General features: G+C 43.0%; 22 protein-coding genes and 1 other RNA gene. 10 read left to right on the top strand and 13 right to left on the bottom strand.

Annotated features, from left to right (window positions below; genetic code table 11):
• Positions 1 to 45 precede the first annotated feature (45 nt).
• Positions 46 to 1,623 (top strand): membrane-bound lytic murein transglycosylase MltF, encoded by a 1,578-nt coding sequence (mltF, locus tag IJ23_RS06755; protein WP_033905868.1) that lies wholly within the window; start codon positions 46 to 48, stop codon positions 1,621 to 1,623.
• A 588-nt stretch (positions 1,624 to 2,211) separates the two neighbouring features.
• On the opposite strand, the gene tadA is transcribed toward mltF, so the two are convergent.
• From tadA to IJ23_RS06725, 6 genes are all read right to left on the bottom strand, one after another.
• Positions 2,212 to 2,721, bottom strand: a complete 510-nt coding sequence (gene tadA, locus IJ23_RS06750; RefSeq protein ID WP_064376798.1) for a tRNA adenosine(34) deaminase TadA — start codon at positions 2,719 to 2,721, stop codon at positions 2,212 to 2,214.
• 252 nt (positions 2,722 to 2,973) lie between these two features.
• Positions 2,974 to 4,533, bottom strand: coding sequence for an AbgT family transporter (locus IJ23_RS06745; RefSeq protein ID WP_017635695.1), 1,560 nt, complete (start codon positions 4,531 to 4,533; stop codon positions 2,974 to 2,976).
• A gap of 288 nt (positions 4,534 to 4,821) precedes the next feature.
• Positions 4,822 to 5,232, bottom strand: a complete 411-nt coding sequence (locus IJ23_RS06740) for a type IV pilus modification PilV family protein (RefSeq protein ID WP_031780848.1) — start codon at positions 5,230 to 5,232, stop codon at positions 4,822 to 4,824.
• Positions 5,222 to 6,517 (bottom strand): hypothetical protein, encoded by a 1,296-nt coding sequence (locus IJ23_RS06735; RefSeq protein ID WP_033905827.1) that lies wholly within the window; start codon positions 6,515 to 6,517, stop codon positions 5,222 to 5,224. The genes IJ23_RS06740 and IJ23_RS06735 overlap by 11 nt, the downstream gene beginning before the upstream one ends.
• Positions 6,517 to 7,143, bottom strand: a complete 627-nt coding sequence (locus IJ23_RS06730; RefSeq protein ID WP_033905826.1) for a PilW family protein — start codon at positions 7,141 to 7,143, stop codon at positions 6,517 to 6,519. Before IJ23_RS06730 ends, IJ23_RS06735 begins: the two co-directional genes overlap by 1 nt.
• 8 nt (positions 7,144 to 7,151) lie before the next feature.
• The gene (locus IJ23_RS06725; RefSeq protein WP_033905824.1) at positions 7,152 to 7,667 is read right to left on the bottom strand and encodes a GspH/FimT family pseudopilin; all 516 of its coding nucleotides are present in this window, start codon (positions 7,665 to 7,667) and stop codon (positions 7,152 to 7,154) included.
• A 103-nt stretch (positions 7,668 to 7,770) separates the two neighbouring features.
• On the opposite strand from IJ23_RS06725, the gene IJ23_RS06720 reads away from it, so the two are divergent.
• On the top strand, positions 7,771 to 8,202 hold the full coding sequence (locus IJ23_RS06720; protein WP_033905821.1) for a type IV pilin protein: 432 nt from the start codon (positions 7,771 to 7,773) through the stop codon (positions 8,200 to 8,202).
• A gap of 69 nt (positions 8,203 to 8,271) precedes the next feature.
• On the opposite strand, the gene dnaJ is transcribed toward IJ23_RS06720, so the two are convergent.
• From dnaJ to grpE, 4 genes are all read right to left on the bottom strand, one after another.
• Positions 8,272 to 9,420, bottom strand: coding sequence for a molecular chaperone DnaJ (dnaJ, locus tag IJ23_RS06715; protein ID WP_005381620.1), 1,149 nt, complete (start codon positions 9,418 to 9,420; stop codon positions 8,272 to 8,274).
• 204 nt (positions 9,421 to 9,624) lie between these two features.
• Positions 9,625 to 11,538 (bottom strand): molecular chaperone DnaK, encoded by a 1,914-nt coding sequence (dnaK, locus tag IJ23_RS06710; protein ID WP_005381623.1) that lies wholly within the window; start codon positions 11,536 to 11,538, stop codon positions 9,625 to 9,627.
• A gap of 347 nt (positions 11,539 to 11,885) precedes the next feature.
• Entirely contained in the window at positions 11,886 to 13,160 is a 1,275-nt protein-coding gene (locus IJ23_RS06705; RefSeq protein ID WP_005381625.1) for a dicarboxylate/amino acid:cation symporter, read from the bottom strand.
• Positions 13,161 to 13,577: 417 nt separating this feature from the next.
• Positions 13,578 to 14,174, bottom strand: coding sequence for a nucleotide exchange factor GrpE (grpE, locus tag IJ23_RS06700; protein ID WP_021034134.1), 597 nt, complete (start codon positions 14,172 to 14,174; stop codon positions 13,578 to 13,580).
• Positions 14,175 to 14,320: 146 nt separating this feature from the next.
• On the opposite strand from grpE, the gene nadK reads away from it, so the two are divergent.
• From nadK to bamE, 5 genes are all read left to right on the top strand, one after another.
• Positions 14,321 to 15,205 (top strand): NAD(+) kinase, encoded by an 885-nt coding sequence (nadK, locus tag IJ23_RS06695; RefSeq protein WP_005381631.1) that lies wholly within the window; start codon positions 14,321 to 14,323, stop codon positions 15,203 to 15,205.
• 265 nt (positions 15,206 to 15,470) lie between these two features.
• Complete coding sequence (locus IJ23_RS06690) at positions 15,471 to 16,661, top strand: DUF3103 domain-containing protein (RefSeq protein WP_005383752.1); 1,191 nt, start codon at positions 15,471 to 15,473, stop codon at positions 16,659 to 16,661.
• A gap of 166 nt (positions 16,662 to 16,827) precedes the next feature.
• Positions 16,828 to 18,492: a DNA repair protein RecN gene (gene recN / locus IJ23_RS06685; protein ID WP_005383750.1), complete on the top strand. Its 1,665-nt coding sequence runs from the start codon at positions 16,828 to 16,830 to the stop codon at positions 18,490 to 18,492.
• A gap of 21 nt (positions 18,493 to 18,513) precedes the next feature.
• Positions 18,514 to 18,996 (top strand): GNAT family N-acetyltransferase, encoded by a 483-nt coding sequence (locus tag IJ23_RS06680; protein WP_005381636.1) that lies wholly within the window; start codon positions 18,514 to 18,516, stop codon positions 18,994 to 18,996.
• Positions 18,997 to 19,238: 242 nt separating this feature from the next.
• Positions 19,239 to 19,598 carry an outer membrane protein assembly factor BamE gene (gene bamE, locus IJ23_RS06675; protein ID WP_017820585.1) on the top strand — a complete coding sequence of 120 codons (360 nt, stop codon included), beginning with the start codon at positions 19,239 to 19,241 and terminating at the stop codon, positions 19,596 to 19,598.
• A gap of 101 nt (positions 19,599 to 19,699) precedes the next feature.
• Here bamE and IJ23_RS06670 read toward each other — a convergent pair whose 3' ends face one another.
• Together IJ23_RS06670 and IJ23_RS06665 are read right to left on the bottom strand one after the other, a co-directional pair.
• The gene (locus IJ23_RS06670) at positions 19,700 to 20,059 is read right to left on the bottom strand and encodes an RnfH family protein (protein ID WP_005381640.1); all 360 of its coding nucleotides are present in this window, start codon (positions 20,057 to 20,059) and stop codon (positions 19,700 to 19,702) included.
• The gene (locus IJ23_RS06665; RefSeq protein ID WP_005381641.1) at positions 20,049 to 20,492 is read right to left on the bottom strand and encodes an SRPBCC family protein; all 444 of its coding nucleotides are present in this window, start codon (positions 20,490 to 20,492) and stop codon (positions 20,049 to 20,051) included. Before IJ23_RS06665 ends, IJ23_RS06670 begins: the two co-directional genes overlap by 11 nt.
• A gap of 119 nt (positions 20,493 to 20,611) precedes the next feature.
• On the opposite strand from IJ23_RS06665, the gene smpB reads away from it, so the two are divergent.
• The 3 genes from smpB (at position 20,612) to IJ23_RS06655 (ending at position 22,558) form a co-directional block, all read left to right on the top strand.
• Entirely contained in the window at positions 20,612 to 21,097 is a 486-nt protein-coding gene (gene smpB / locus IJ23_RS06660) for an SsrA-binding protein SmpB (protein WP_005381642.1), read from the top strand.
• A gap of 66 nt (positions 21,098 to 21,163) precedes the next feature.
• Positions 21,164 to 21,531, top strand: a transfer-messenger RNA (tmRNA) gene (gene ssrA / locus IJ23_RS24045).
• Positions 21,532 to 22,072: 541 nt separating this feature from the next.
• The gene (locus IJ23_RS06655; protein WP_050550069.1) at positions 22,073 to 22,558 is read left to right on the top strand and encodes a DUF6795 domain-containing protein; all 486 of its coding nucleotides are present in this window, start codon (positions 22,073 to 22,075) and stop codon (positions 22,556 to 22,558) included.
• 684 nt (positions 22,559 to 23,242) lie between these two features.
• Here the strand turns inward: IJ23_RS06655 and IJ23_RS06650 are convergent.
• Positions 23,243 to 23,806 (bottom strand): porin family protein, encoded by a 564-nt coding sequence (locus IJ23_RS06650; protein ID WP_033905819.1) that lies wholly within the window; start codon positions 23,804 to 23,806, stop codon positions 23,243 to 23,245.
• Positions 23,807 to 24,157 lie beyond the last annotated feature (351 nt).

The following is a 24,157-nucleotide window of genomic DNA, read 5'->3' as shown; positions in this document are numbered from 1 at the left end:
CTTTGATATAAAGGCAAATAGAAATTTTCCAAGATGTACCTATTAATGCAAATAAGTCACTTCAACCGGCTCAAGCGCAGTGCTCTAATTTTAGTTTCTGTTCTTTTACTCTCTGCTTGCCAGATTGAGTCGGAGCCCAAAAGTGAATTTGAAAAAATTCAAGAACGTGGTGTGCTTCGTGTTGGCACGCTAAACAATCAGCTTTCCTACTACATAGGTCCCGATGGTCCCGCAGGGTTGGATTACGAATTGGCGCGTCAGTTTGCGGAGCAGCTCGGCGTCAAACTCGAGATTAAACCAGCCTTTCGCCAGGCTGAGCTTTTTCCTGCTCTTAAGAAAGGAGATATCGATATCATCGCTACGGGTTTAAATCAAACGTCACAAGCAGTCAAACGATTTAGACCAGGCCCTGCCTATTATTATGTAAGCCAACAAGTGGTATATAAAAAAGGGCAACTTCGACCACGTGATATCGAACAACTCATTGAATACCAAGCCTCGAAAGACGACGAGTCCGACGAAGATACAAATGCAGGAGCGCAAACATTAAAGATCGTTGAACAATCGCAATATGTTCCGACCCTAACAGCGTTAAAGAAGCAGTATCCAGAACTTCAGTTTGAAATTGTTGGTGATGCTGACACGAGAGACTTACTCAAATACGTATCGACGGGTGAGTTACGTTTTACTGTGACTGATTCGGTGGAACTTTCCCTAGCTCAACGCCTTTACCCCGATCTTGCGCTCGCATTTGAACTTACAGAAGATCAACCAGTGTCTTGGTTTACTCGACGTTCTGAAGACGAAAGTTTGTATGCGATGCTGATAGAGTTTTTCGGTAACATCAAACAATCAGGAGAACTGTCCACCCTCGAAGAAAAGTACATTGGTCATATTGAGGCATTTGATTACGTTGATACTCGCGCATTCATTCGAGCTCTGGATGACAAATTGCCTAAATGGGCACCTTTATTCCAAAAATACAGCGAAGAGTTCGACTGGCGCTTAATTGCAGCATTGGCTTATCAAGAGTCACACTGGAAGCCAACAGCAAAATCGCCAACGGGTGTTAGGGGGATGATGATGCTGACTCTGCCAACGGCGAAAAGCGTCGGGGTGACTAACCGTTTAGACCCTGAGCAATCTGTTCGTGGTGGTGTCGAGTACTTACGTCGTATTGTAAGTCGCGTGCCTGATAGCATTAACGAGCATGAAAAAATATGGTTTGCGTTAGCTTCATACAATATTGGTTACGGCCACATGATGGACGCACGACGACTCACCAAAGCACAAGGTGGCGATCCGAACGCTTGGGCCGATGTAAAAGACAGGCTGCCTTTACTTCGTCAGAAGCGCTATTACAGCCAAACTCGCTATGGGTACGCCAGAGGCGATGAAGCGCGTAATTACGTAGAAAATATTCGACGTTACTACCAATCCATCATTGGTCATGTCAGCCAACAGCCAGCGATTGATGAGAATAGCGATGACTTGCAAGTGATTCCGCCGCTCAACCCCGACATTTTGATATCGGGCGCAGTAGAGACCGTCGTAGAACAAGTCTCTGGCGCTTCTGACGTCACGGTTGAAGAAGACACCAAACAAGAAAGCATTGAAGAATAAACCCGCGGTAAACTAAAAAATGACGAGCCTATGAAGCTCGTCATTTTTATTGAGTCCTAACGAAAACTTATCTAGAATCCAATATTCTGAGTGACACCAACCACACTCAACCATTCCTTTGGTTGGTCGCCTTTTCTTCATCGTTAGTAAAACTGATTGCTTTGTAACAGATTACTTTACAACCAAATGGTTTAGCTCACTTGATGAAGCGGCGCCTTCGGCTACACTCTGCCGAAATAACGTCACTCCTATTATTAAGCATCGTATTGAAATTGTTTGCTGGCTCTGTGCAATGCAGAAGTCAAATGAAGAACGTTTAAACCATACAATGTTTAGTGCGATTATCGAGCCTATTGCCAAGCATCGATGAGCCGCGCTTTACTGGTATAAGTCTTGTCTGCAGGAGGTTTTGAATATGAGAAGACGTAGAGTGCAGTCAAAGCGTTTAAATAACACAGTAGCTGCTATCCGACGTAAACGTAAACTGACATGTATGAAAAAGAAAGTAAGTTCACGTAATCGTGTTTTTGTACATTTAGTCAATCACTAGTGCGTCCAAGCAAACATCTACCACGTTGTAGGTGTTTGCTAGCCCTCACTACTCCCACTACCTTGTTCGCTCTCTCCATTTTCTAATGCTTTTTGTGCTTGCTTCTTCGCTTTAATTTCCTTTCGGCGGCGCTTAAAAAACGCTTGTAGCTGAGTGCGGCACTCATCTTCTAGCAGCCCCTTTTCAACTAAGGCGTAATGGTAAGCTGCTTGGCTTTCAAACAAATTAAGCACTGTTCCTGCTGCTCCAGCTTTTAAATCTGGCGCTCCAAAAACAACCCGCTTAACGCGGCTATGCAATAAGGCTCCGGCACACATTGGGCATGGCTCAAGTGTTACATATAACGTCGTATCCAGAAGGCGGTAATTTTCTAGCTTTTGGCCTGCTTTACGCAGTGTTTGGATCTCAGCATGTGCGGTAGCGTCATTAGTACCAATAGAGCGATTCCACCCCTCAGCGATAATTTCACCATCTTTGACAAGCACTGCGCCGACAGGTACTTCCCCCTCAGCTTCTGCTTGCTCGGCAAGCACCATCGCTCTGCGCATAAACAATTCATCTTGAGGGGTAAACGGATGGTTAGACAAAGGAGGCTCCAAAGAAACAAAAAACGATTGAAGTCGGGAATTTTATCACCAACTTCGGTTTCACTACAGCAACACATCACGGGACAAAGTCTGCAACCCCAAAAAACCTAGTTACAAGACCTATCGATGTTCGTTGTGCGAGAACAAAAAAGCGCAGATCGAAGACCTGCGCTTTTCGGCTGCCAATTAGCGGCTTTCACACCCTACACGTTTTTACATTGTGTAAGTGTAAGGAGCTTGAATGCCTAGCGGGATACCTACCATCCAATAAGCAACTAGGAAGATAGACCAACCGATCAGCATTGCGATCGAGAATGGCATCATTAGTGACGCAAGCGTACCGATACCAGCCGACTTCACATAACGCTGACAGTAAACCACTACAAGAGGGAAAAATACCATTAGAGGCGAAATGATGTTCGATACAGAGTCACCCACACGGTAAGCCGCCTGAGACAGCTCAGGCGAGATACCAACCGCCATTAGCATTGGCACTAGGATTGGACCAATTAAAGCCCATTTTGCAGATGCCGAACCAATAAGTAGGTTTACAGACGCGGTTAGAAGTATCATACCGATGATGGTCACTTCACCTGGTAGGTTCATCGCTTTTAAGCCTTCTGCGCCATACAACGCTAGCATCGTACCGATGTTTGACTGAGCAAATGCAGATAGGAACTGAGCACAGAAGAACGACATAACAATGTATGCACCCATGGTTGACATAGTATCAGCCATCGCTTTGATAATGTCGTTGCTGGTCTTGAACGTTCCAGACACTTTACCGTAAACGTAACCAGGAATGATAAACAGAATAAAGATCAACGGCACGATAGACTTCATTATCGGTGCTGAGAAGGCAGTAATTTCACCTTCAGGCGAGCGAAGTGCTGATGTTTCTGGAATTAACGCTGCAACAAGTAAAGCAATACCCGCCATCATTGCCCAACCTGCATAACGGAATGCTTTTGATTCCAGTTCAGTAAATGAACCTAGGTTTGGCGCGGTTTCCGCATCATCATCAATTGGCATTTTTGATAAACGAGGCTCGATGATTTTCTCTGTCACGTACCAACCAATCCCCACAATAATGATAGAGGATAGGCCAGTGAAGAAGATGTTCGCTAATGGGTTAACCACATATTCAGGATCAAGAACCTGCGCCGCAGTTTGCGTAAAGCCAGCCAATAGCGGATCGATACCTGAAGGGATAAAGTTTGCAGAGAAGCCACCAGATACACCTGCAAATGCTGCCGCAATACCTGCTAAAGGGTGACGACCTGCCGCATGGAAGATAATACCGCCAAGAGGAATAACCAGAACATAGCCTGCATCTGCCGCAGTATGCGATACAATGGCAACCAAAATAAGCATTGGAGTAAGAAGCTTAGCTGGCGTGAAGTTCAGCATCTTCTTAAGACCCGTCGTAATAAAGCCCGAAGAATCTGCAACACCCACACCTAGCATTGCGACAAGTACGATACCCAGTGGCGCAAAGCCAGTAAACGTCGTCACCATGTTAGCAAGGAAACTTGCTAGCGCTTCGCCCGTAAGTAAGTTGGTGATAGTAAGAGCTTCGCCCGTTCGAGGGTTTGGAAGATCGAATGATACATTCGACAAAAGTGCTGACGCCGCCCAAGTAATGATCAATGCCCAGAAGAACAAAATCGCAGGATCAGGAATTTTGTTACCTGTCCTCTCGATAAAGTTTAAAAAGCGCTCCATCCCGCTCGGCTTCGATGATGGTGCCTTATTTACAGCTTGGTTACTCATGGTAACTCCATAGTGAATGATGTTGGTGCCAAGGCCTATTTGAATAATTATAACGACCTACTATCCAACGAGTATTCTAGTAAACACTAATGGAGAAAGCACAAGGTTCTAGATTTTTTTTCATAATTGGAGACATATTTTGCAAAAACACCACTTCAATTAAACATAATAAAAACAGTAGCACATCAACTCAATTAACAGTTCAAAAACCATTTATTAACCGTGAAAAATCCGGTATCAAACAGAAATTACACCCGCATTTGTCTCAGCCCATGTATGCAATTGAACTTAGTTTTCGAATTCACTGTACTGTGAAATCATAGTTTTCAGCTGAACGGATTGCGTCTGCCCCATTCTATCTTCCCAACTTGTTGTGATGATGATCGTCTTTAGTGAACCTGATACAGTAGCAGGTGGCACATCCCACTCCACCGTGTACGCTCCAGTGGCGGAAGATCCTGTCACGATAGAGGCAAAACTGGCAGTAGAAATCGTAGAAAGCGCATCCGAAGCACCACGCGTTCGGAACCATTCAAGCTGGTTCTCTGTTAGACGCAGTGCTTCAATACTTTTTATGGCATATTCGGATTCGCGTTCTAGATATACGTTTAGCTTAGTTAAACCTAGAGCCCCAACACCGATAAGCAGAAAAGAAATTAGAACTTCAAGAAGGTTAAAACCTTTTTGTTTAGAGATCATTCCAGGAGCCCTTCTTCCAGCGGAAATTAATAATCGGATCAACGACCTCATCGATGTTATCTCGGTTGTAAGCAAAATTTAGAGAGTTAACAAAATAAGCACTGTAACCTGGACTATCTAAGACTTGTCCCCCCGAAAAACTAAATGAGCCACGCTGCAGGTAAACGACTTTATCTAGAGCAAGCGTGGGAAAGTTAGCCGCATCCCCAAAATGATCTTTGGCCTCGAACAAGTTCCAATGTGTATCTAAATCTGTAAGTGAATTAGTCGTAAGTTGATAGAGCATACCAGGGAATGTCATTGAACCATGTACAGCAAAAATACCATCTTGAACCACAAGTAATATTGGAGCTTCTCCAGTAGCGGCAAAAGCTTCATTAAGATAATCAATGCCTCCTTTGATTATTATCCCATCAGAATCATTCTCATACTCTCCAGAGCTATTCTTTTTAGAGGAAGTAAACTCACAGGACCCCGTAACCCAAATATGAGTTTTCCCTGCTGAAATTTGCTCCCCAACTTTCTTTCCACAATCAGTAACGACTTGGTTAGTTGAGTCGTCGTAATCAATCGTAGTAAACCCCCAGCCTGATTTCACCGAGTTCCAGTCACTGCGTTGCTCTCTAAAAATGTCGTAAAATGGCTCTAGGTCTGCATCTTGAATAAAGTCCTCTCCGTAATCTGAGTCAGAAGAGGTCACACTCATATGTTCCGATTTACAATCTATATTGTTGTGAACAAAATCAGCATAAGGAGCAGAACCATGTATAACCCCTTGGTTTGTCGCTCCAGCACGTGAGTGAAATGCATTCTTATAGCGAATAGCAACACACTCCCACCCACTTCCTACAAATTCGCCAGGATCTGGTGTTGAAAATGCGGAGCTACCATTAACGTATAAATCTGTACTACTTTTTAGTGCTCCGGACGCTCTTCCTCTTGAAAGGACAAGTTGTTTTTCAACGGTCCGGCTGGAGTTTGGAGCTGGTTTGCTTAACAGCTTGTTGTCGGGTTCCAATGCTAATTGATGTAAACCTAAAGGTGTTTCACATCGGCTTGAAATTAGTGAAGTTGCAGAAGAAATATCACCGGTACTTTGAACTAAAGAATAGAAACACTCCAATCCCCCTTCTGCAAGCCAATGTTCTTGTCGTGCTTCAATTTGATTGTTGGCACGCTTGATCTGATAAAAAAGAGACTTGTAGCTACCAAGCGACATCATTAATGCCGCAACTAGCAATACACCCACAACTAATAACGCAGCTGCACCTTGTTGTTTCTTCATTACTGCCAGTTCCTTTGCATCGCAGTAAACGACTGCTGCGTGCGAATATCTGTCACGTCTTTCAATTCGGTTCCCAATGTAATGGTCACCAGTGCACTTTTTGCATCAGTGCTTTCTAGCAAATCACTAGTCAGGTCAAATCGATTAACGTGAATAACTTTTTTATCAAAGAGAGTGTTACATGAGCCTGTGCCTGCAAGGTTGACCACGTCATTAACATCCCATATCGTTATTTGCTTTTTTTCACACACAAATAGCGACTCTGGCGTATTAACTCGTTGCTCATAAGCCACGTTTTTATATAAAGGAGCAGAGCCAGAAACACCTATGTAATAGGCGTAAGCAATTAGCCCCCTATCAACATCATCAAGAGTGTAAATTGTGTTCGCTGAGCCCGATATTTTTATAGAATGACCATTGTTACCGTCAAAACCAGCACGCTGAATGTCGCTCTTGAGCATCTGCACGACACTTTCAGAATTCTGTAACAACATTAACTCTTTCGAACGCTCCATTATCACTCGTTGACCACTCACATAGATTGACCCCACTGTCGCAAGAGAAATAAGCCCAAGCACAGATGCGATCATAAACTCAATAAGGCTCGCCCCTTTTTGTTTAAACATAGCCATCCTTAAGAGCAAGTTGAATAACCGTAATATTCTGTGCCGCTGTTATCACTACATACTCTTACGCGGGCTGATAAAGTATGAGAAATGAGTTTTAAGGCTTTTGATGATTCACCAACAGGATGAAACTTCAAGTTTCCTGATGATGGTCGACCATGGACATCGTCGAAGCTGATTTGATCGGAAGCATAGCTCGGGGTAACGACAATACCGTAATACGGCTTACCTGATAAAGAGAACAACACAGTCCCAGCTCCCTCAGCTCCGTTATCTGTCAAATCAATACGCCAGTTTCCGTCACTGGATGAGCTCCCAGACATGATGATGTGTGCCCAAAGTCTTTCACGCCGTAATACTGCTTCAGACTTGCCTTCAATAACAAAGCCATGCAATTCATTAGCTAAGCGCTGCATTTTGTTGGTTTCAAAGACATTCTTGAAAGATGGTGCAGCTGTAGCCAATAAAGCACTCAGTACAGCAACAGTAATAAGAAGCTCCAACAACGTAAACCCGCGAGGCATTTCCCAAATTCCTATGTAAACGGCAAAAGGGCCGTAATTCATCTTGCACAGATGCTATCACCTGCCAAAAATAGGCGGAAAAGTGAAAAGGAAACTACTCGTGATGATTCGAATTTCTCGTTGTAACGGCTACAAAAAAGGATTGAGAGGGATGACATTGATCGAATTACTGATAGCTGTCGTGATTGTCGGGATCATTGCTGCGGTCGCCTACCCCTCTTACACTAATCATGTAATCAAGTCTCATAGGACGGTTGCCTTGAGCGATCTTAGTCGAATTCAGCTAGAGCTAGAGACATCTTATGATGGTGGGTACGACTGGAGTCATATTCTCTCTGGAGGCACATGCACTCTATGTGACTCAGACACAAATAGATTTTCTTTCGATATTGCGAGCTCTGCAAGTACGGCCTATACCATTACAGCAACAGCAAAATCGGCTCTGGGACAAGACGACGACGAGTGCTTGACTGGTTCTAAAACGATTACTTTAACGTCAACAAATGTCGAAGAACCAAGTGATTGCTGGAATTAGGAAGAACACCGAGATGCAAAAAGGCCTGCATTTTAGCAGGCCTTTGTATTTGTGCTTTTCACTAAAGTCTTAGCTGGTTAAATCATCAAAGAACTTTTTCACACCGTTGAAAAAGCCTTCTGATTTAGGCTTGTGCTTAGTTGCAGCTTCACCACCACAAGACTCTTCAAACTCTTTGAGCAGTTCTTTTTGGCGTGAGCTTAGATTTACTGGTGTTTCGACAACCAACTTCACAATAAGATCACCAACACCGCCACCGCGAACGCCTTTCACACCTTTACCACGCATGCGGAACATACGACCTGTTTGCGTTTCTGAAGGTACTTTTAGGCTTACGCGACCATCCAGAGTTGGTACTTCAACTTCACCACCTAAAGCCGCCATCGCAAAGCTTACAGGCACTTCACAGTATAGGTTGTTACCATCACGTTCGAAGATATGATGCTCTTTCACGTGCACTTGTACATACAAGTCACCCGCTGGTGCTCCCATTTCTCCCGCTTCACCTTCGCCAGATAGACGAATACGGTCGCCAGTATCAACACCTGCAGGGATCTTAACATTAAGTGTTTTTGTTTTCTGCTTACGACCTTGACCATGACACTCATTACAAGGGTCTTTAATGATTTTACCTTTGCCGTGACAGGTAGGACAGGTTTGTTGCACTGCGAAGAAGCCCTGGCGCATCTGTACTTGACCATGACCATGACAGGTACCACATGTTTCAGCAGATGAACCTTTCTTCGCGCCACTACCATCACAGGTATCACAGTGTACTAGTGTCGGTACTTCGATCTCCTTCGTTACACCACGAACCGCTTCTTCTAGCGTCAATTCCATGTTGTAACGTAGGTCAGCACCTCGCTGGGCACGATGGCCACCACCGCCACGACGACCACCACCAAAGATGTCACCGAATACATCGCCAAAGATGTCGCCGAAATCAGCACCGCCGCCGCCAAAGCCGCCGCCACCGAAACCACCGCCGCCTTGTTCAAAAGCAGCATGACCGTATTGGTCGTACGCCGCTTTCTTTTGAGGGTCGGTCAGAACTTCGTACGCTTCTTTTACTTCTTTAAACTTGTCCGCCGCAGAATCATCACCCTGGTTTCGGTCTGGGTGGAATTTCATCGCTAGACGCTTATACGCCTTTTTGATATCGCGCTCTGAGGCATCACGGCTTACGCCTAATACTTCGTAAAAATCACGTTTTGACATGTTCTTCGTCACCAGTTAATTACTACAAACGGCATCGATTCACCGCTTGGTGTTTGTATCGTTCTAGGTAAGTGCACTTGTCTGCAACATACTTAACTAGAAAGACAGCGTTTACAAACAGACGGGCGTAAGAGTTGCCCCAAACGCCCGCACACGAAGTCTTATCGACCCCAGATGGCTATGCAGCCATCTGGTTAAGAAATATTATTTCTTGTCGTCTTTAACTTCTTCGAACTCAGCATCTACAACGTCGTCTTCTTTAGACTGTGCACCTGCGTCAGCACCTTGTGCTTGCTGCGCTTGAGCTTGTTGTTGAGCGATTTCCATCAGCTTTTGAGAAGCAGTCATTAGTGCTTGAACTTTAGCATCGATAGCTTCTTTGTCTTCGCCTTTACGTGCTGTTTCTAGCTCAGAAATTGCTGCTTCAATCTTCTCTTTCTCTTCTGCAGGTAGCGCTTCACCAGCTTCTTCTACTTGCTTACGAGTACCGTGAATCATTTGGTCAGCTTGGTTACGTGCAGTCGCTAGCTCTTCGAACTTCTTGTCCGCTTCTTTGTTAGCTTCTGCTTCTTGAACCATTTTCTCGATGTCTTCATCGCTTAGACCGCCAGAAGCTTGGATAGTGATCTTCTGCTCTTTACCAGTCTGCTTGTCTTTCGCAGACACGTGTAGGATACCATCCGCATCAAGGTCAAACGTAACCTCGATTTGTGGCATACCACGTGGTGCAGGCTGGATGCCTTCTAGGTTAAATTGGCCTAGAGACTTGTTGTACATCGCTTGCTTACGCTCACCTTGTAGAACGTGGATAGTTACCGCGCTCTGGTTGTCTTCCGCTGTAGAGAAAACTTGGTTCGCTTTAGTTGGGATAGTTGTGTTCTTCTCAACTAACTTAGTCATCACGCCACCCATTGTCTCGATACCTAGAGACAGTGGAGTTACGTCTAGTAGTAGTACGTCTTTAACGTCACCAGCAAGTACACCACCTTGAACTGCAGCACCCATTGCTACTGCTTCGTCAGGGTTTACGTCACGGCGCGCTTCTTTACCAAAGAACTCAGCAACTTTCGCTTGAACCATTGGCATACGAGTCTGACCACCAACTAGGATTACGTCAGTGATGTCGTTTACTGATAGGTCAGCGTCAGCTAGAGCTACTTTTAATGGCTCAAGAGAGCGTTGTACTAGGTCTTCAACTAGAGATTCTAGTTTTGCACGAGTCACTTTAATGTTCATGTGCTTAGGACCAGTTGCATCTGCAGTAACGTAAGGTAGGTTTACGTCTGTTTGAGAAGTAGAAGAAAGCTCGATTTTCGCTTTCTCTGCTGCTTCTTTAACACGCTGCATTGCTAGTGGGTCGTTCTTAAGGTTGATGCCTTGCTCTTTGTTGAACTCATCAACCAAGTAGTTGATTAGACGGTTATCAAAGTCTTCACCACCTAGGTGAGTATCACCGTTAGTTGCTAGAACTTCGAATGTTTTCTCGCCTTCAACTTCATCGATTTCGATGATTGAAATATCGAATGTACCACCACCAAGGTCGTATACCGCGATAGTGCGATCGCCGCCTTTCTTATCTAGACCGTAAGCTAGTGCAGCTGCCGTTGGTTCGTTGATGATACGTTTAACTTCTAGACCTGCGATACGGCCAGCATCTTTTGTCGCTTGACGCTGAGCATCGTTAAAGTAAGCAGGTACTGTGATAACTGCGCCAGTTACTTCCTCACCAAGGAAGTCTTCAGCAGTTTTCTTCATTTTCTTAAGAACTTCAGCAGAAACCTGAGGAGCTGCCATTTTTTGGCCTTTCGCTTCTACCCAAGCATCACCGTTGTCAGCCTTAACGATTTTGTAAGGCATGATTTCGATGTCACGCTGAACTTCTTCGTCTTCAAAACGACGACCGATTAGACGCTTAATTGCAAATAGCGTGTTTTCTGGGTTAGTTACTGCTTGACGTTTCGCTGGTTGACCTACTAGCGTCTCACCGTCAGTGTAAGCAATAACCGATGCAGTAGTACGTTCGCCCTCTGCGTTTTCAATTACACGTGGTTTGTCGCCGTCTAATACAGCAACACATGAGTTAGTAGTACCTAAGTCAATACCAATGATTTTACCCATCTGGCTATCTCCGAATAAATTCTATTTTCGTTTGGTTATAACCCCAATGTGGGGGGAGGAGAATCGGGTTTCAACCCTTGCTCACAAACAAAAATAATCAATGTTTGCTTCTCTATGCCACATAGATAAGGGCGGCAAAATGCTTTTCAAGGGCAGAATTAAAAAAAAGCGTCTTTTTTCGAAATTTATGTGTTTCTTTCTGATTAGTTGGGAACTCGTCACACTGCTGTAGCGCAACAAAACGTCATTTCCCAGATAAATTTATTTATGCCCGACTCTTCCTAAATAAAAAACGAGCTCATAAGAGCTCGCTTCAATATTAGGGTTAAAATAAATGATTCAAGGTATTAGGCGTTCGCTTGAGCAGGCTCAGCATCAACACCTTCTTCTTTACCTATCTCACCTTCTGTTTTTGCAACAATGGTGTTCACTGCCGTGTCGCCGACAACGTTAGATGATGTACAGAACATATCATTAATACGGTCGACCGCTGCAATGATTGCCAAACCTTCAGGTGGTAAGCCTAGCTGGTGAAGCAAAACACCTACCATTACCACGCCGCCCCCAGGAACGCCGCCAGCACCAATAGATAACAGAAGAATAGTTAAGCCAAGTGTGAAGATGTCTGCGGTGTTAATTGGCTGGCCAAAAGCGTTCGCAACAAACATCGTTGCTAGAGCAATATAGATAGACACACCAGACATATTCATCGTTGCGCCCAGTGGTACACCGAAGCCAGCAACCGATTTAGAGACCTGAAGCTTTTCTGTCAGTGTGCGCATCGTTACCGGGATAGTCGCGTTTGAGCTCGCGGTAGATAGAGAGAAAAGAATCTGCTCACGAGTTGCACGTAGGAAAGTCTTTGGAGAAGTTCCTGTCGCAATACTCACTGCCATTGGGTAGAAGAAGAAGATCCAGAACACCAACATCGCAACCACCAAAGCCACGTAACCGGCAACGGACATTAATGTATTGGCGTTTAGCGTTGCACCTAGTTGAATCATTAGTGCGAACACACCATATGGTGCAAGACTCATCACTAATCCAACCAATTTCATCATGATTTCATTTGCCATTTTGAATGTGCGAATAGCTGGGCCACCACGAGAATCCAAAGCTTGAATTGCAAGCCCCGTCAAAATTGCCATAAAGATGATTTGCAGCATGTCGCCGCTAGCAAACGCTTGTACAGGATTGCTAGGAACAATGTTAACAACTAAAGAGAAAATGTCCGGCGTCTCTGTCGTTGTCAGCTGTACAGCCTCAGATACCGTTCCTGCTAGATTAGCGCCCGCTCCTGGCTGGAAGATCAAGCCGACAGTCAAAGCCGCCGTAATCGCAATGATGGTGTTAAGAATGTAAAGGGTAAAAGTTTTTCCACCAAGACGACCAAATGCACTGATGTCTTTCAAGTCAACAATGCCGCATACGATTGAAACGTAAACTAAAGGAACAACAAGCAATTTGATCAGTGAGACGAACATGCCGCCAACACCTTCTGCAGCTCCAAGTAGGTATGTATCAAAAATCGCAATACCGCTAAATAAGTACTGAATTGCTGTCCCCAGCACAAGGCCGGCAAACAAGCCTATAAAAATCTTACTAGAAAGCGATTTATCCATTATAAATCTCCGATATGTTGTGTTTGCTATTTACATTTTTGTAGTTATATATGCTTACTTTTAAAGCATTAGTCGCAAATCATACACACCAAAGTTACAAAATAAAGTGATAATTTACATTTTTGTTAACGAAATTGTTTTAGAAAAAATGACTATATTTACATTCCTATGCAGAACAAACATTCACGCAGCGAATGATTACAATCACTTATAGCCCTTCCCGTTAATAAACACGCAGCGAGATGAGAGAAAATCTCCTATAGGAAAATAATTAACCAATAGGAAAAAATATGAAGGGGATCAAATTTTCATTTATCGATATACAACGAAGTTCGATGCAGTCATTTATGTTTAAAACAAAAAAGCGCCCATCAAAAATGATGGGCGCTTTTATATTTAAAAAACAGGGAGTTAAAGTTACTTAGCAACCATTACCATTGCCGGACGAATCACACGGCCGTTTAGTTCGTAACCTTTTTGCATAACAAACATAACAGTGTTTGATTCATGATCAGGGCTCTCCTGAATCGACATCGCTTGATGGAACTCTGGATTGAATGCTTCACCTTCAGGGTTGATTGCTTTCAAGCCAAATTTCGCTACAACGTCTACAAACGTTTTATGGGTTAGTTCAACGCCTTCTAGGAACGGCTTCACAGTTTCATTCTCTGTATCTGCCGCTTGAATTGCACGCTCTAGGTTATCAATAACAGGAAGCAGCTCTTCTGCAAACTTGTTCAACGCAAACTTACGTGCTTTATCGATCTCTTGCTCAGTGCGACGACGCATGTTTTCTACTTCAGCTTTAGAACGCAACACCGCATCTTGTTGCTCTTTTACTTTTGCCTCGCTAGACAATAGTGCCGCTTCTAGTTGAGCAATCTTAGCGTCTGTCTCATCACCAAGCTCTTCAAGCTCAGCTTCAACTTCTTGTGCTTCAGCTTCTACTTTTTCAGCCTCTTCGATGATTTGATCAAGCTCTTCTTCTGTAACTTTGTTTTCTTCGTTGCTCATGATATCTCCAGAATTCAACATAATGCCCTTAAAGCCATGCGCGTTTTTGCGGGCTTTAACCACATAAAAATTCGCATATTTAGGTGACTTGCCATTATTATGGGGATGAAGATTCCTGATTCAAGCCTCTTTAATGCGGAAATGCTATGAAAAATCCATGTAACGTGATCGCGATTATCGGAAAACCAAGAGATCAACAAGCAATTCAAACTCATAAAGAGTTGTACCAATGGTTGACCTCTGAGGGCTATAAAGTATTCATTGACGATCGCCTTGCCGCAATACTGGATGATATCCCACAGAGTCAGTTTGCTAGCTTAGTTGAACTAGGAAAAAATGCCGATCTAGCCATTGTGGTTGGTGGCGATGGCAACATGTTAGGTGCGGCAAGAATTTTATCCCGATTTGATGTGCCAGTTATAGGCGTGAACCGTGGAAATTTGGGCTTCTTAACTGACTTGAACCCAGACGACTTCCAAGCGTCTCTGCAAGCGGTACTCGACGGTGAGTATATTGAAGAGGAACGTTTTCTTTTAGAGGCGGAAGTACACCGCCACGGACAAATAAAGAGCCATAACGCTGCGCTAAACGAAGCCGTACTTCACCCAGGGCAAATTGCTCATATGATTGAATTTGAAGTGTATATTGATGAAAGCTTCGCCTTCTCTTTACGGGCCGACGGTTTGATTGTCTCCACTCCGACTGGCTCGACGGCATATTCACTTTCTGGCGGCGGCCCAATTCTTTCTCCTAGCTTGAATGCCATTTCACTCGTGCCAATGTTCCCTCATACATTGTCGAGTCGACCTTTGGTGGTTGATGGAAAACGTCGAATTAAATTGGTGGTATCACCAGAAAACCGTGGAACACAAGAAGTTAGCTGTGATGGACAAGTCTCACTTCCAGTTACCCCTGGCGACGAAATTCACATCTATCAAAGTCCAAATGTACTAAAGCTCATCCATCCAAAAGACTACAGCTACTATCACGTCTTACGGAATAAGCTTGGCTGGTCTAGTAAATTGTTCTAACACTTGTTACTCAGGGCAATAACTTCAATAAAAAAGCCAGCAGCTTAATTGCTACTGGCTTTTGGCTTTCTTAGACAAGAAATAGACACAAAGTAGTGAGGCGACACGATATTTGTCATCATTAAAGAGAAGCTTATAAATTTTGATCCTGTGGGCAAACTTTACACAAAAGATAGAAAAGCAAATTCAATGATCTATGTCCGGTGATATTCTCACCATGAATAGAGTATTAACTCTATTTCATACAATCAATAAAGGACATATTATGAAGAAAACCATCATTCTGTCTGTTCTCAGTACATTAGCACTTATTGGCTGCCAATCAGAGGAAACGCAAGTCAACAGTGTATCCAACGCAAAAGCGGAAGATATCACTAAGACGAAGCGTGCCCTAGCTCAACAATTGAGTGAGAACTATGCTGCCATTGAACCCATGTTGAGAAGAGATATTACTCCACAACAGACTAACGTGTCTGTATCAGCATTTGTTAAGCAAAACCCTAACTCAGAGTTCAGCCGCCAGCTTGTACAAGCTGACACTCAAATTCGTAGCTGGAAAGGTATTTCTGAATACTCAGATCAGTTGTTAGAAGTTCGCTTGGCAAATGAAGCCATGATAACAGCATGGCAAAGTGGCGAGGTCGAGCCATTATTTGCGTTTGAACCAAGTGGTGATGATGAGAATTGGCAATACATCGAAGCATTTGATGTTTATGGCAACATCCATCAACTCGATGTTTACCAGCTCCCTGAGGTACCTGTACTTGTCGTTGATAACAATAGCTCTGCAGAGCTAAAAGCAGGCTTGCAAGCTATGCAAGCTGAGATGAAAAAACTCGGTCAACCAGCTTTAGTTCAACCATATATTGCTGATGAACAACGCCAAAATACACCGTTATTGTCAAGTAGCGCAGTGGGCGAAGCGGCTCCAATTCAAACCACGCAGTTGAAAAAGATCCGTCTAGCCGATGACAAAGAACCTTGGATCTCTGGCAAGGCAGAAATCTACGCTATCGTAACGGGCGTCAATCCAAGTCGTGATGAACCTACTCTCGATTTGGTGGAGCTTCCATACTTAGACTACGATAACCAAGATTATTATCCAAATCAGATCATTATTCACTGGTCTCGTTACCGCTGGGGTGCGGCAGACATTGTGCTCATGGAGCAAGATGACGGCACAGACTATAAACAATTGGCAAAACTCCTTGTTCAAGTTGCCGAAGAAGTATTGAAAGCGATTCCAGATCCAGAAGTTCAGGCTTATGCGATTATTCCGCAAATCACGAACAAGATCATCGACACTATCCCCGATGGTGTACTCACGAATGATGATGACTTCGTCGACGTTTACTACACTCTAATGCAAGACACTTCATACGTGGATCACCCAGGTGCAGGTGTGAATGCAGTCGTCACACTAGAACCATTAACGATTAACCCAACTCGTCCGTAACCTGTTCAATTTTAATGAGTCGTTGTAATCACATCGGCTCATTTTTCCCACTTCATCACAAAAAAACAGCCTACAAAGAAAATTTTCCTTACCTGACTTTACTGTATAAAGAAACAGTATATACTGTTCTCTTATACAGTATTGTTCAGTTATACAGGTAAATAAAATGCTGGCTCATCTAAGTGTTAATAATTTTGCGATTGTTAAGTCTTTACAACTCGAGCTTTCTAAGGGCATGACCACCATTACAGGTGAAACAGGCGCGGGTAAATCCATTGCTATCGATGCTTTAGGGCTCTGCTTAGGCGGACGAGCCGATGCCGGCATGGTGCGACAAGGTGAAGAGAAAACCGAAGTTAGCGCCGCTTTTTTATTGGACAACAACTTACATGCAACACGTTGGTTAGAAGATAACGATCTGCTAGATGGCAGTGAGTGTATTTTGCGTCGTATTATCACAAAAGAAGGCCGCTCAAGAGCCTTCATTAATGGCAGCCCTGTTCCACTATCACAACTCAAATCTCTAGGGCAGCTACTTATCAATATCCATGGGCAGCACGCTCATCATCAATTGATGAAAAGTGAGCACCAAATGGCCATGCTCGACCAATATGCTGGGCATTTAAACCTACTAAAAAGCACACGAAGTGCTTACCAGCATTGGCGTCAGGCGGATAATAACCTCAAGCAGCTAAAAGAAAATAGCCAGCAAAACCAGGCGCAAAAACAGTTGCTTGAATACCAAATCAAAGAACTGAATGAGTTATCGCTAGGTGAAGAAGAATTTGCAGAGCTCGAGCAAGAGCATAAACGACTATCCAACAGTGGTGAACTCGCCACTACCTGTCAGCAAGCCATCGAACTTATTTACGAAGGTGAAGAAGTCAATGCGCTTGGTATTTTGCAATCGGCCAATCACTCCCTAATTCAATTAGCCGAATTAGATGAAAAGCTATCTGAGCTACCTAACATGCTGTCAGAAGCGATGATTCAACTTGAAGAAACGAAGAATGAATTACGCAGCTACTTAGATGGCATCGATGTTGATCCTGCTCGTATGGCTTATGTAGAAGAACGTTTTTCTAAAGTGATGTCTGTAGCTCGTAAACACCACGTAATGCCAGAAGAACTATACCAACATCATCAAGATCTTCTGGCCCAAGTAGAAGCGTTAGATTGCTCCGATGAACGTTTAGATGAGCTTGCTCAAGAAGTAGAACACAAGTACCAAAGCTTTCTAACACAAGCAGAAAAACTGCACAAATCACGCAGCCGTTACGCAAAAGAACTGAACAAACTGATCACACAAAGCATGCACGAATTGAGCATGGAGAAAGCAGTATTCAGTATCGAAGTTAGCAATGACAACACGCACCCATCGCCGCTTGGCATGGACAGCGTGTGCTTCTTAGTATCGACCAACCCGGGACAACCATTGCAACCTATAGCAAAAGTTGCGTCAGGCGGTGAGCTATCACGTATCTCTCTAGCGATCCAAGTGATCACCGCTCAGAAAGTAGATACACCAAGTTTAATCTTCGATGAAGTGGATGTAGGTATTAGTGGCCCAACAGCTGCCGTAGTGGGCAAAATGCTACGCAAGCTTGGCGAATCTACTCAAGTATTGTGTGTCACTCACCTCCCTCAAGTTGCCGGATGCGGCCATCAACAAATGTTTGTTGCTAAGCAAACCAAAGCAGGCCAAACCGAAACCCAAATGCACGCATTAGATGAACAACAACGTGTGGCAGAATTAGCTCGCTTACTTGGTGGTAGTCAAATAACCGACTCAACGTTGGCCAACGCAAAAGAACTGCTTATCGCCGCTTAATAAATCGACAAGGGATGATATATGGATATCAGAGCAATACACAAAACCAACTGCTTAGATCTCATCCCTATTTTTATTGAGTTAGAACATTACTACTTCAAAGAAAAAGCTTCATCAAAACACGATCTGGTCCATTATCTAAAGAGCCAAGTCTTCTCTGAACATTCTGGTGTTAATATCATTGCGGTTTACGATAATGATGACGTCGTAGGCTTTGCATCTTATACCGTCATGTTCCCTGCCCCAAAACTCTCAGGGCAGATGTACTTAAAAGATCTGTTCGTATCTTCGAAGGTTCGAGGAAAAGGGGTTGGTCTCAAGTTAATGAAGTATCTGGCATCTTTGGCGATCAAGTGTGGATGCCAAAGGTTGGACTGGACAGCTGAAAGTAGTAACCCTACCGCAGGTCAGTTTTACCGCTCAATTGGTGCAACACTAATTCATGAAAAAGAGTATTATCGTTTTTCAGGTGATGCATTACGCGAATTCGCCAAAACCGACTAACGAGTCACTAGGCTTGGCTCACCGCTGAAAGCGTCCATCACCCTACCTCCGATTGAAATGTGCTCTTCGTCACCTAACTAATACGTCATGTGGTGACATTTACCGCCTAATATCGGTGAATAAATGCAACTCAACTCAAAATTCGTTGTCAGATTGTCTACCATACGACGCATAGCTTTTTACATCTGCGTCGAGCTTGTTTATTATCAGCGCAGTATTTTAAAGGTTACTAAGAAATTATTATGCAATTAAAGAAGTGGTTAGTTGCCGTACCATTAGCAATGACATTGCTGACAGGATGTTCGGTATTGGAAAGACTGGTTTATCGTATTGATATCAACCAAGGCAACTATGTAGAACAAAGTGCGGTTGATAAATTAAAGTTTGGGATGACTAAAGCACAGGTTCGCTTCGTATTAGGGTCGCCAATGCTTATTGAAAACGGCTATCCAAACACTTGGTATTACATCTATCATCATACTCCTGGCCATGGCGAACCAGTACAGAAAGATCTGATTGTAAACTTTAATGACCAAGGCACACTCGCAGACATCAGTGGTGACTTTCCAAAAAGTGACGCATTTTACGAGCAAATTCAGTAAACTGACTTTTGCAAAAAAACCTCCCGTTTGGGAGGTTTTTTATTATATAGAAATCACGTTAGTCAAACTTTGAGTAACTCACATGAGCTATTGGGTTTATATTAATCCTGCTTATTTTTACGTACAGAACTAGGCTTGCCACCGGTGACTGGGTCTGCACTTCCCTCGGCTTTAGCCTGCTCCGCCCGCTTACGGCGAATCTCTTTCGGATCGGCGAGTAACGGACGATAAATCTCTATTCGGTCTCGATCTCGAACGGTCGCATCCAACTTCACGTTACGACTAAACACACCCACTTTGTTCTTGGACAAATCAATTTCAGGGTACAACTCCAATACACCGGATTGTCGAATGATCTCTTCTACCGTTGCGTGATTATTTACCACTAAGTTAAATACACGCTGTTCATGAGGAAGAGCATAGACAACCTCAACGTGAATCATATCTGACTCAATACTCATAACACTCGTAGACCTGTTTTGCGCGTTTAGTAAATGCATTTACCATATTACTAGTAAGCTCGTTAAAAATCTTACCGAAGGCCATCTCAATCATTTTACTTGAGAATTCAAACTCAAGCTTTAGTTCAACCTTGCAAGCTTGTTCATCTAGCGCGGTAAAAATCCAACCACCACGCAACGTCTTAAACGGGCCATCCACCAAGTTCATCATAATTGCCTGACCGGGGATCAACTCATTTGAAGTCGTAAACGTTTTGCTGATTCCAGCCTTCGCCACATCGACAGAAGCCACCATACCATTCCCCGAAGACTCAATGATTCTAGAGCCCGAGCAACCAGGCAGAAATTCAGGGTATTTAGCAACATCATTAACCAGATTGAACATCTGTTCGGCGCTAAAAGACACAAGCGCAGAACGGCTGACTTGCTTCATACATACTCCTATCGATACATGTACAGATTTAAAGCTACTCGCCAATTTTACTTTTATTCCACGATTGCGCAAATAAAAGGATTTCCTATCCGATATCCAACCCGTATAATGACGCTATTATGGCAAAGAAAAAAACGAAACAAAAAGCGGGTAGCAATACTATCGCGCTGAATAAAAAAGCTCGCCACGAGTATTTCATCGATGATGAAATCGAAGCTGGCTTGGAGCTCCAAGGTTGGGAAGTGAAAGCCCTTCGCCAAGGTAAAGCCAATATTTCTGAAAGTTACGTATTTATGCGTGACGGTGAAGCCTTTGTGAGTGGCATGACAATCACTCCTTTAAATCAGGCATCGACACACGTTGTGGCGAACCCTACACGTGTGCGTAAACTACTAATGAGTCGTCGTGAGCTGGATAACCTATTCGGACGTGTAAACCGTGAAGGTATGACATTAACGGCCCTCTCACTGTACTGGTCTCGCTCTTGGGTGAAACTAAAAATTGGCGTAGCAAAAGGTAAAAAGCTGCACGATAAACGTACGGATCTAAAAGAAAAAGACTGGGCAAGAGAAAAAGCACGCGTAATGAAGAGCGCGCTGCGTTAATCTTGACCACTTAAACGCATAGTACTGGACAGCCAATGCTTTTCTGTTACTATGCGAATATTACCTGGGGCTGATTTAGGATTCGACGGGAATTCAGAAGTCTGAGGTGCATGCCGAGGTGCGGTAGGCCTCGTTAACAAACCGCAAAAAAATAGTCGCAAACGACGAAAACTACGCACTAGCAGCTTAATAACCTGCTAAGAGCTCTCTCGCCCTAGCTTCCGCACGTAAGACGGGGATCAACGAGGGATCAAACCCAAACGCGCTAGCCCGGATTCTCCCGCCTGAGAGATGAACGGCGAATTTTAATTCAGGCTAGTCATTCATTAGCGTGTCGGTTCGCAGGTGGGTGGCGAAATTAAAGATCGACTAAGCATGTAGTACCAATGATGAACGGTTTTCGGACGCGGGTTCAACTCCCGCCAGCTCCACCAAACGTTTGGAAAAGGCCACCTTCGGGTGGCCTTTTTTGTATCAACTAAAATAGTCTCTTTTTTCAAACATTCATGCTTTCTGAAATCTTACTACATGGATTACCGCATACCTTTGGCCCATGTAGGTTTACAAACTCGTTGAGTATTAATCAGTAAACAAGAAGTTCATAAGTACTAATCAAAAAGGCAGAAAGCATGGTACTAAAAGCCCTGCAACTTAAAAGTCTTCTGCTTACCTATCCTTTCTAAGAGATAACTAGATCTAAGTCTAAAGTCTAAAGTCTAAAGTCTATACTCATCTCCCTCGATGAATTGATTGATGTATTCATTGTTAGTCCCTACTCGCTTGTTTCATTACAACTCTATAGATGTAATGACTACAAACAGTAGTTACAAAAAATAATGTAACTCTAATCACAAAGTTAACCTTAGATATTGAACAGAAACACAACATATATAGATTTTTAAATTTCAAAATGAAAATATTGTTGTGAAAAATTAAGTTGCTGGAATTATTACAGTCATATTAGTGAGCATTGTAATGAATTTTGAAGAAAGTAAATTGAATGACGAACACGTTAATCAATACACACCGAAAATCAATGGTGTGTTAACAAAGAAAGGAAAACCACTTAGTAGCCTGAAGGTTAGCCTTAGTATTGGTTTAAGCACCTCAGGGAAATCAATAGACTTATCAACATTCACAGACAGTACTGGTCGCTTTGAATTTTCTCCAGTCTATGAAAATAAAAACATCATAAGCACTCCTCTTATTGAGCACTATGTAACTATTGTTTTAGTCGCAGAACTCAGTAATGATGAAAGTACTATTATTTGGGAAGGAAGCTTTGATGGTTATAAAATAGAGGATTACGTAAAAAATAACATGGCTAACCTTTCTTGTGACACTGAGAACCCTCTTAAGTACTTTGCTTTTTCAATTGATGATGGAGAAAACGATGACTACTACGTGAACAGTCAATGTAACTTATTTGGTTATATAGACTCTGACTTGTATGGAAATTAAATAATGCACTCATGATGCAACTCCAGTTCCTATGTCTCCTCTTTGGCCATTTACTCACGGTGGTATTGAGTATCGGCTAGATGGAAGTTCTGGCATCTACTTCTGCGCTCATGGACTAGGAAAAACATCTGTTCCGGGTTATGTCAATACCGCTACAAGTAATGAGTGGTCGGCACTACAACCCAAATCTCAAGCTTACCTAGAACGCAACGTATTTCTTGACTTCAACAATAGATATAATGCTCGGATGACTGATGGTTGGGTAAGTAAAATAGTCTCTTCAACTTTGACTTTACTAAGAATTTCAGGTCTGGGTCATATAATACAACAGATGCGACCGTAGGCCTTGCTACTTGGGTTCAATTAGCTAATTTCAGAGCTAAAAGATGAATGTAACGAACACGTGCGCGGTATTATAGGCCACATAAATGTAATGTCAGGCAATGCGGAAATTAACCTATCTAATATTACTTGTAGAGCAATAAAGCTTTGTTTTTCAAGGTTAGTAAAAAGGCTAGACAGTCATGCTAGTAACGTATTAAATACCCTGGAGTAACAATAAAATAAATTAGCCATCGTTTTATATATACGCTTCATCGGTCTTAAATTATTTGAATGATAAATAATAAAAGTGCGAAGCTATTTTGCTTCGCACTTTTATTGAGTCCAGCACGGCTAACTATATTAGAAGCGATACTCTACACCTAGTGATGCTTGGTTAAAGTCTGTTTCCGTGTTTGCACCGTTCGCGACATTCTCCGCATTGAGTTCTACGTCGTACCACATATATTCTGCGTTAACTAAGAAGTTATCAGTAACTTTAAAACCGATACCGGCACCAGCGAATACACCTTCATCATCTTTGTTGCCTTGGAAGCCCGCAACGTTGTAATCCGTCGAGTACCACATTTGACCGCCTTTTGCGTAAAGGTCGACACGATCAGCAATGGGAGCGGTAACTTTTAGAGCCGCTGTATAGCCGTCCGTTTCGGCATTTGCTAGGTTATTACCATAGCTACCGAAATCAATGTAACCACCTTCCAACGCTAAGTAAGGATTAAAACGGTAACCAACTAAACCTTGAATAACATCGCTGTCATCATCAAAGTCATCTTGTCCATCAACTTTTAAGTAACCGTAGTTGGCGCCAACATATACACCATGATCGTTGGAGTCCGCAGCATGTGATAAAGTACTAAACGTTGCTAAAGAAAAAAGGCTAATCAAAGTAACAACATTGCTTTTCATTTCGTTCTCCTAATATAAGTTCCATTGAAGGTTCGAATAGTAAAGAGCAAATGCAATGCCAACTTTAAATTAATGAAAAATATATTTAATTTTATAGAATACTGACAATCCTCTAAAGAACGCCGAACAAAAACAGAAAAAAAGATCTGTCTGTTTACTTTATATAAACAATACTAAATTGAGGTTAATCGATGATGTGAAAAAGATTCTTGTTAATTTGTAGATTTTTCAAAGAAATTAAATAAACATCTAAAATACTCTTGTAGATTAATCAGTAAAAAAACGCTTAGCTAGTTTTTATAAGAAAGGAAGCTAATCACACATACGTTGCATCTTACTTTGCTTCAAGCC

Origin of the sequence: Vibrio sp. OY15 (genome assembly GCF_000742455.1) — a bacterium.
Lineage (GTDB): Bacteria > Pseudomonadota > Gammaproteobacteria > Enterobacterales > Vibrionaceae > Vibrio > Vibrio alginolyticus.
This window is presented reverse-complemented; position numbering and strand designations above follow the sequence as displayed.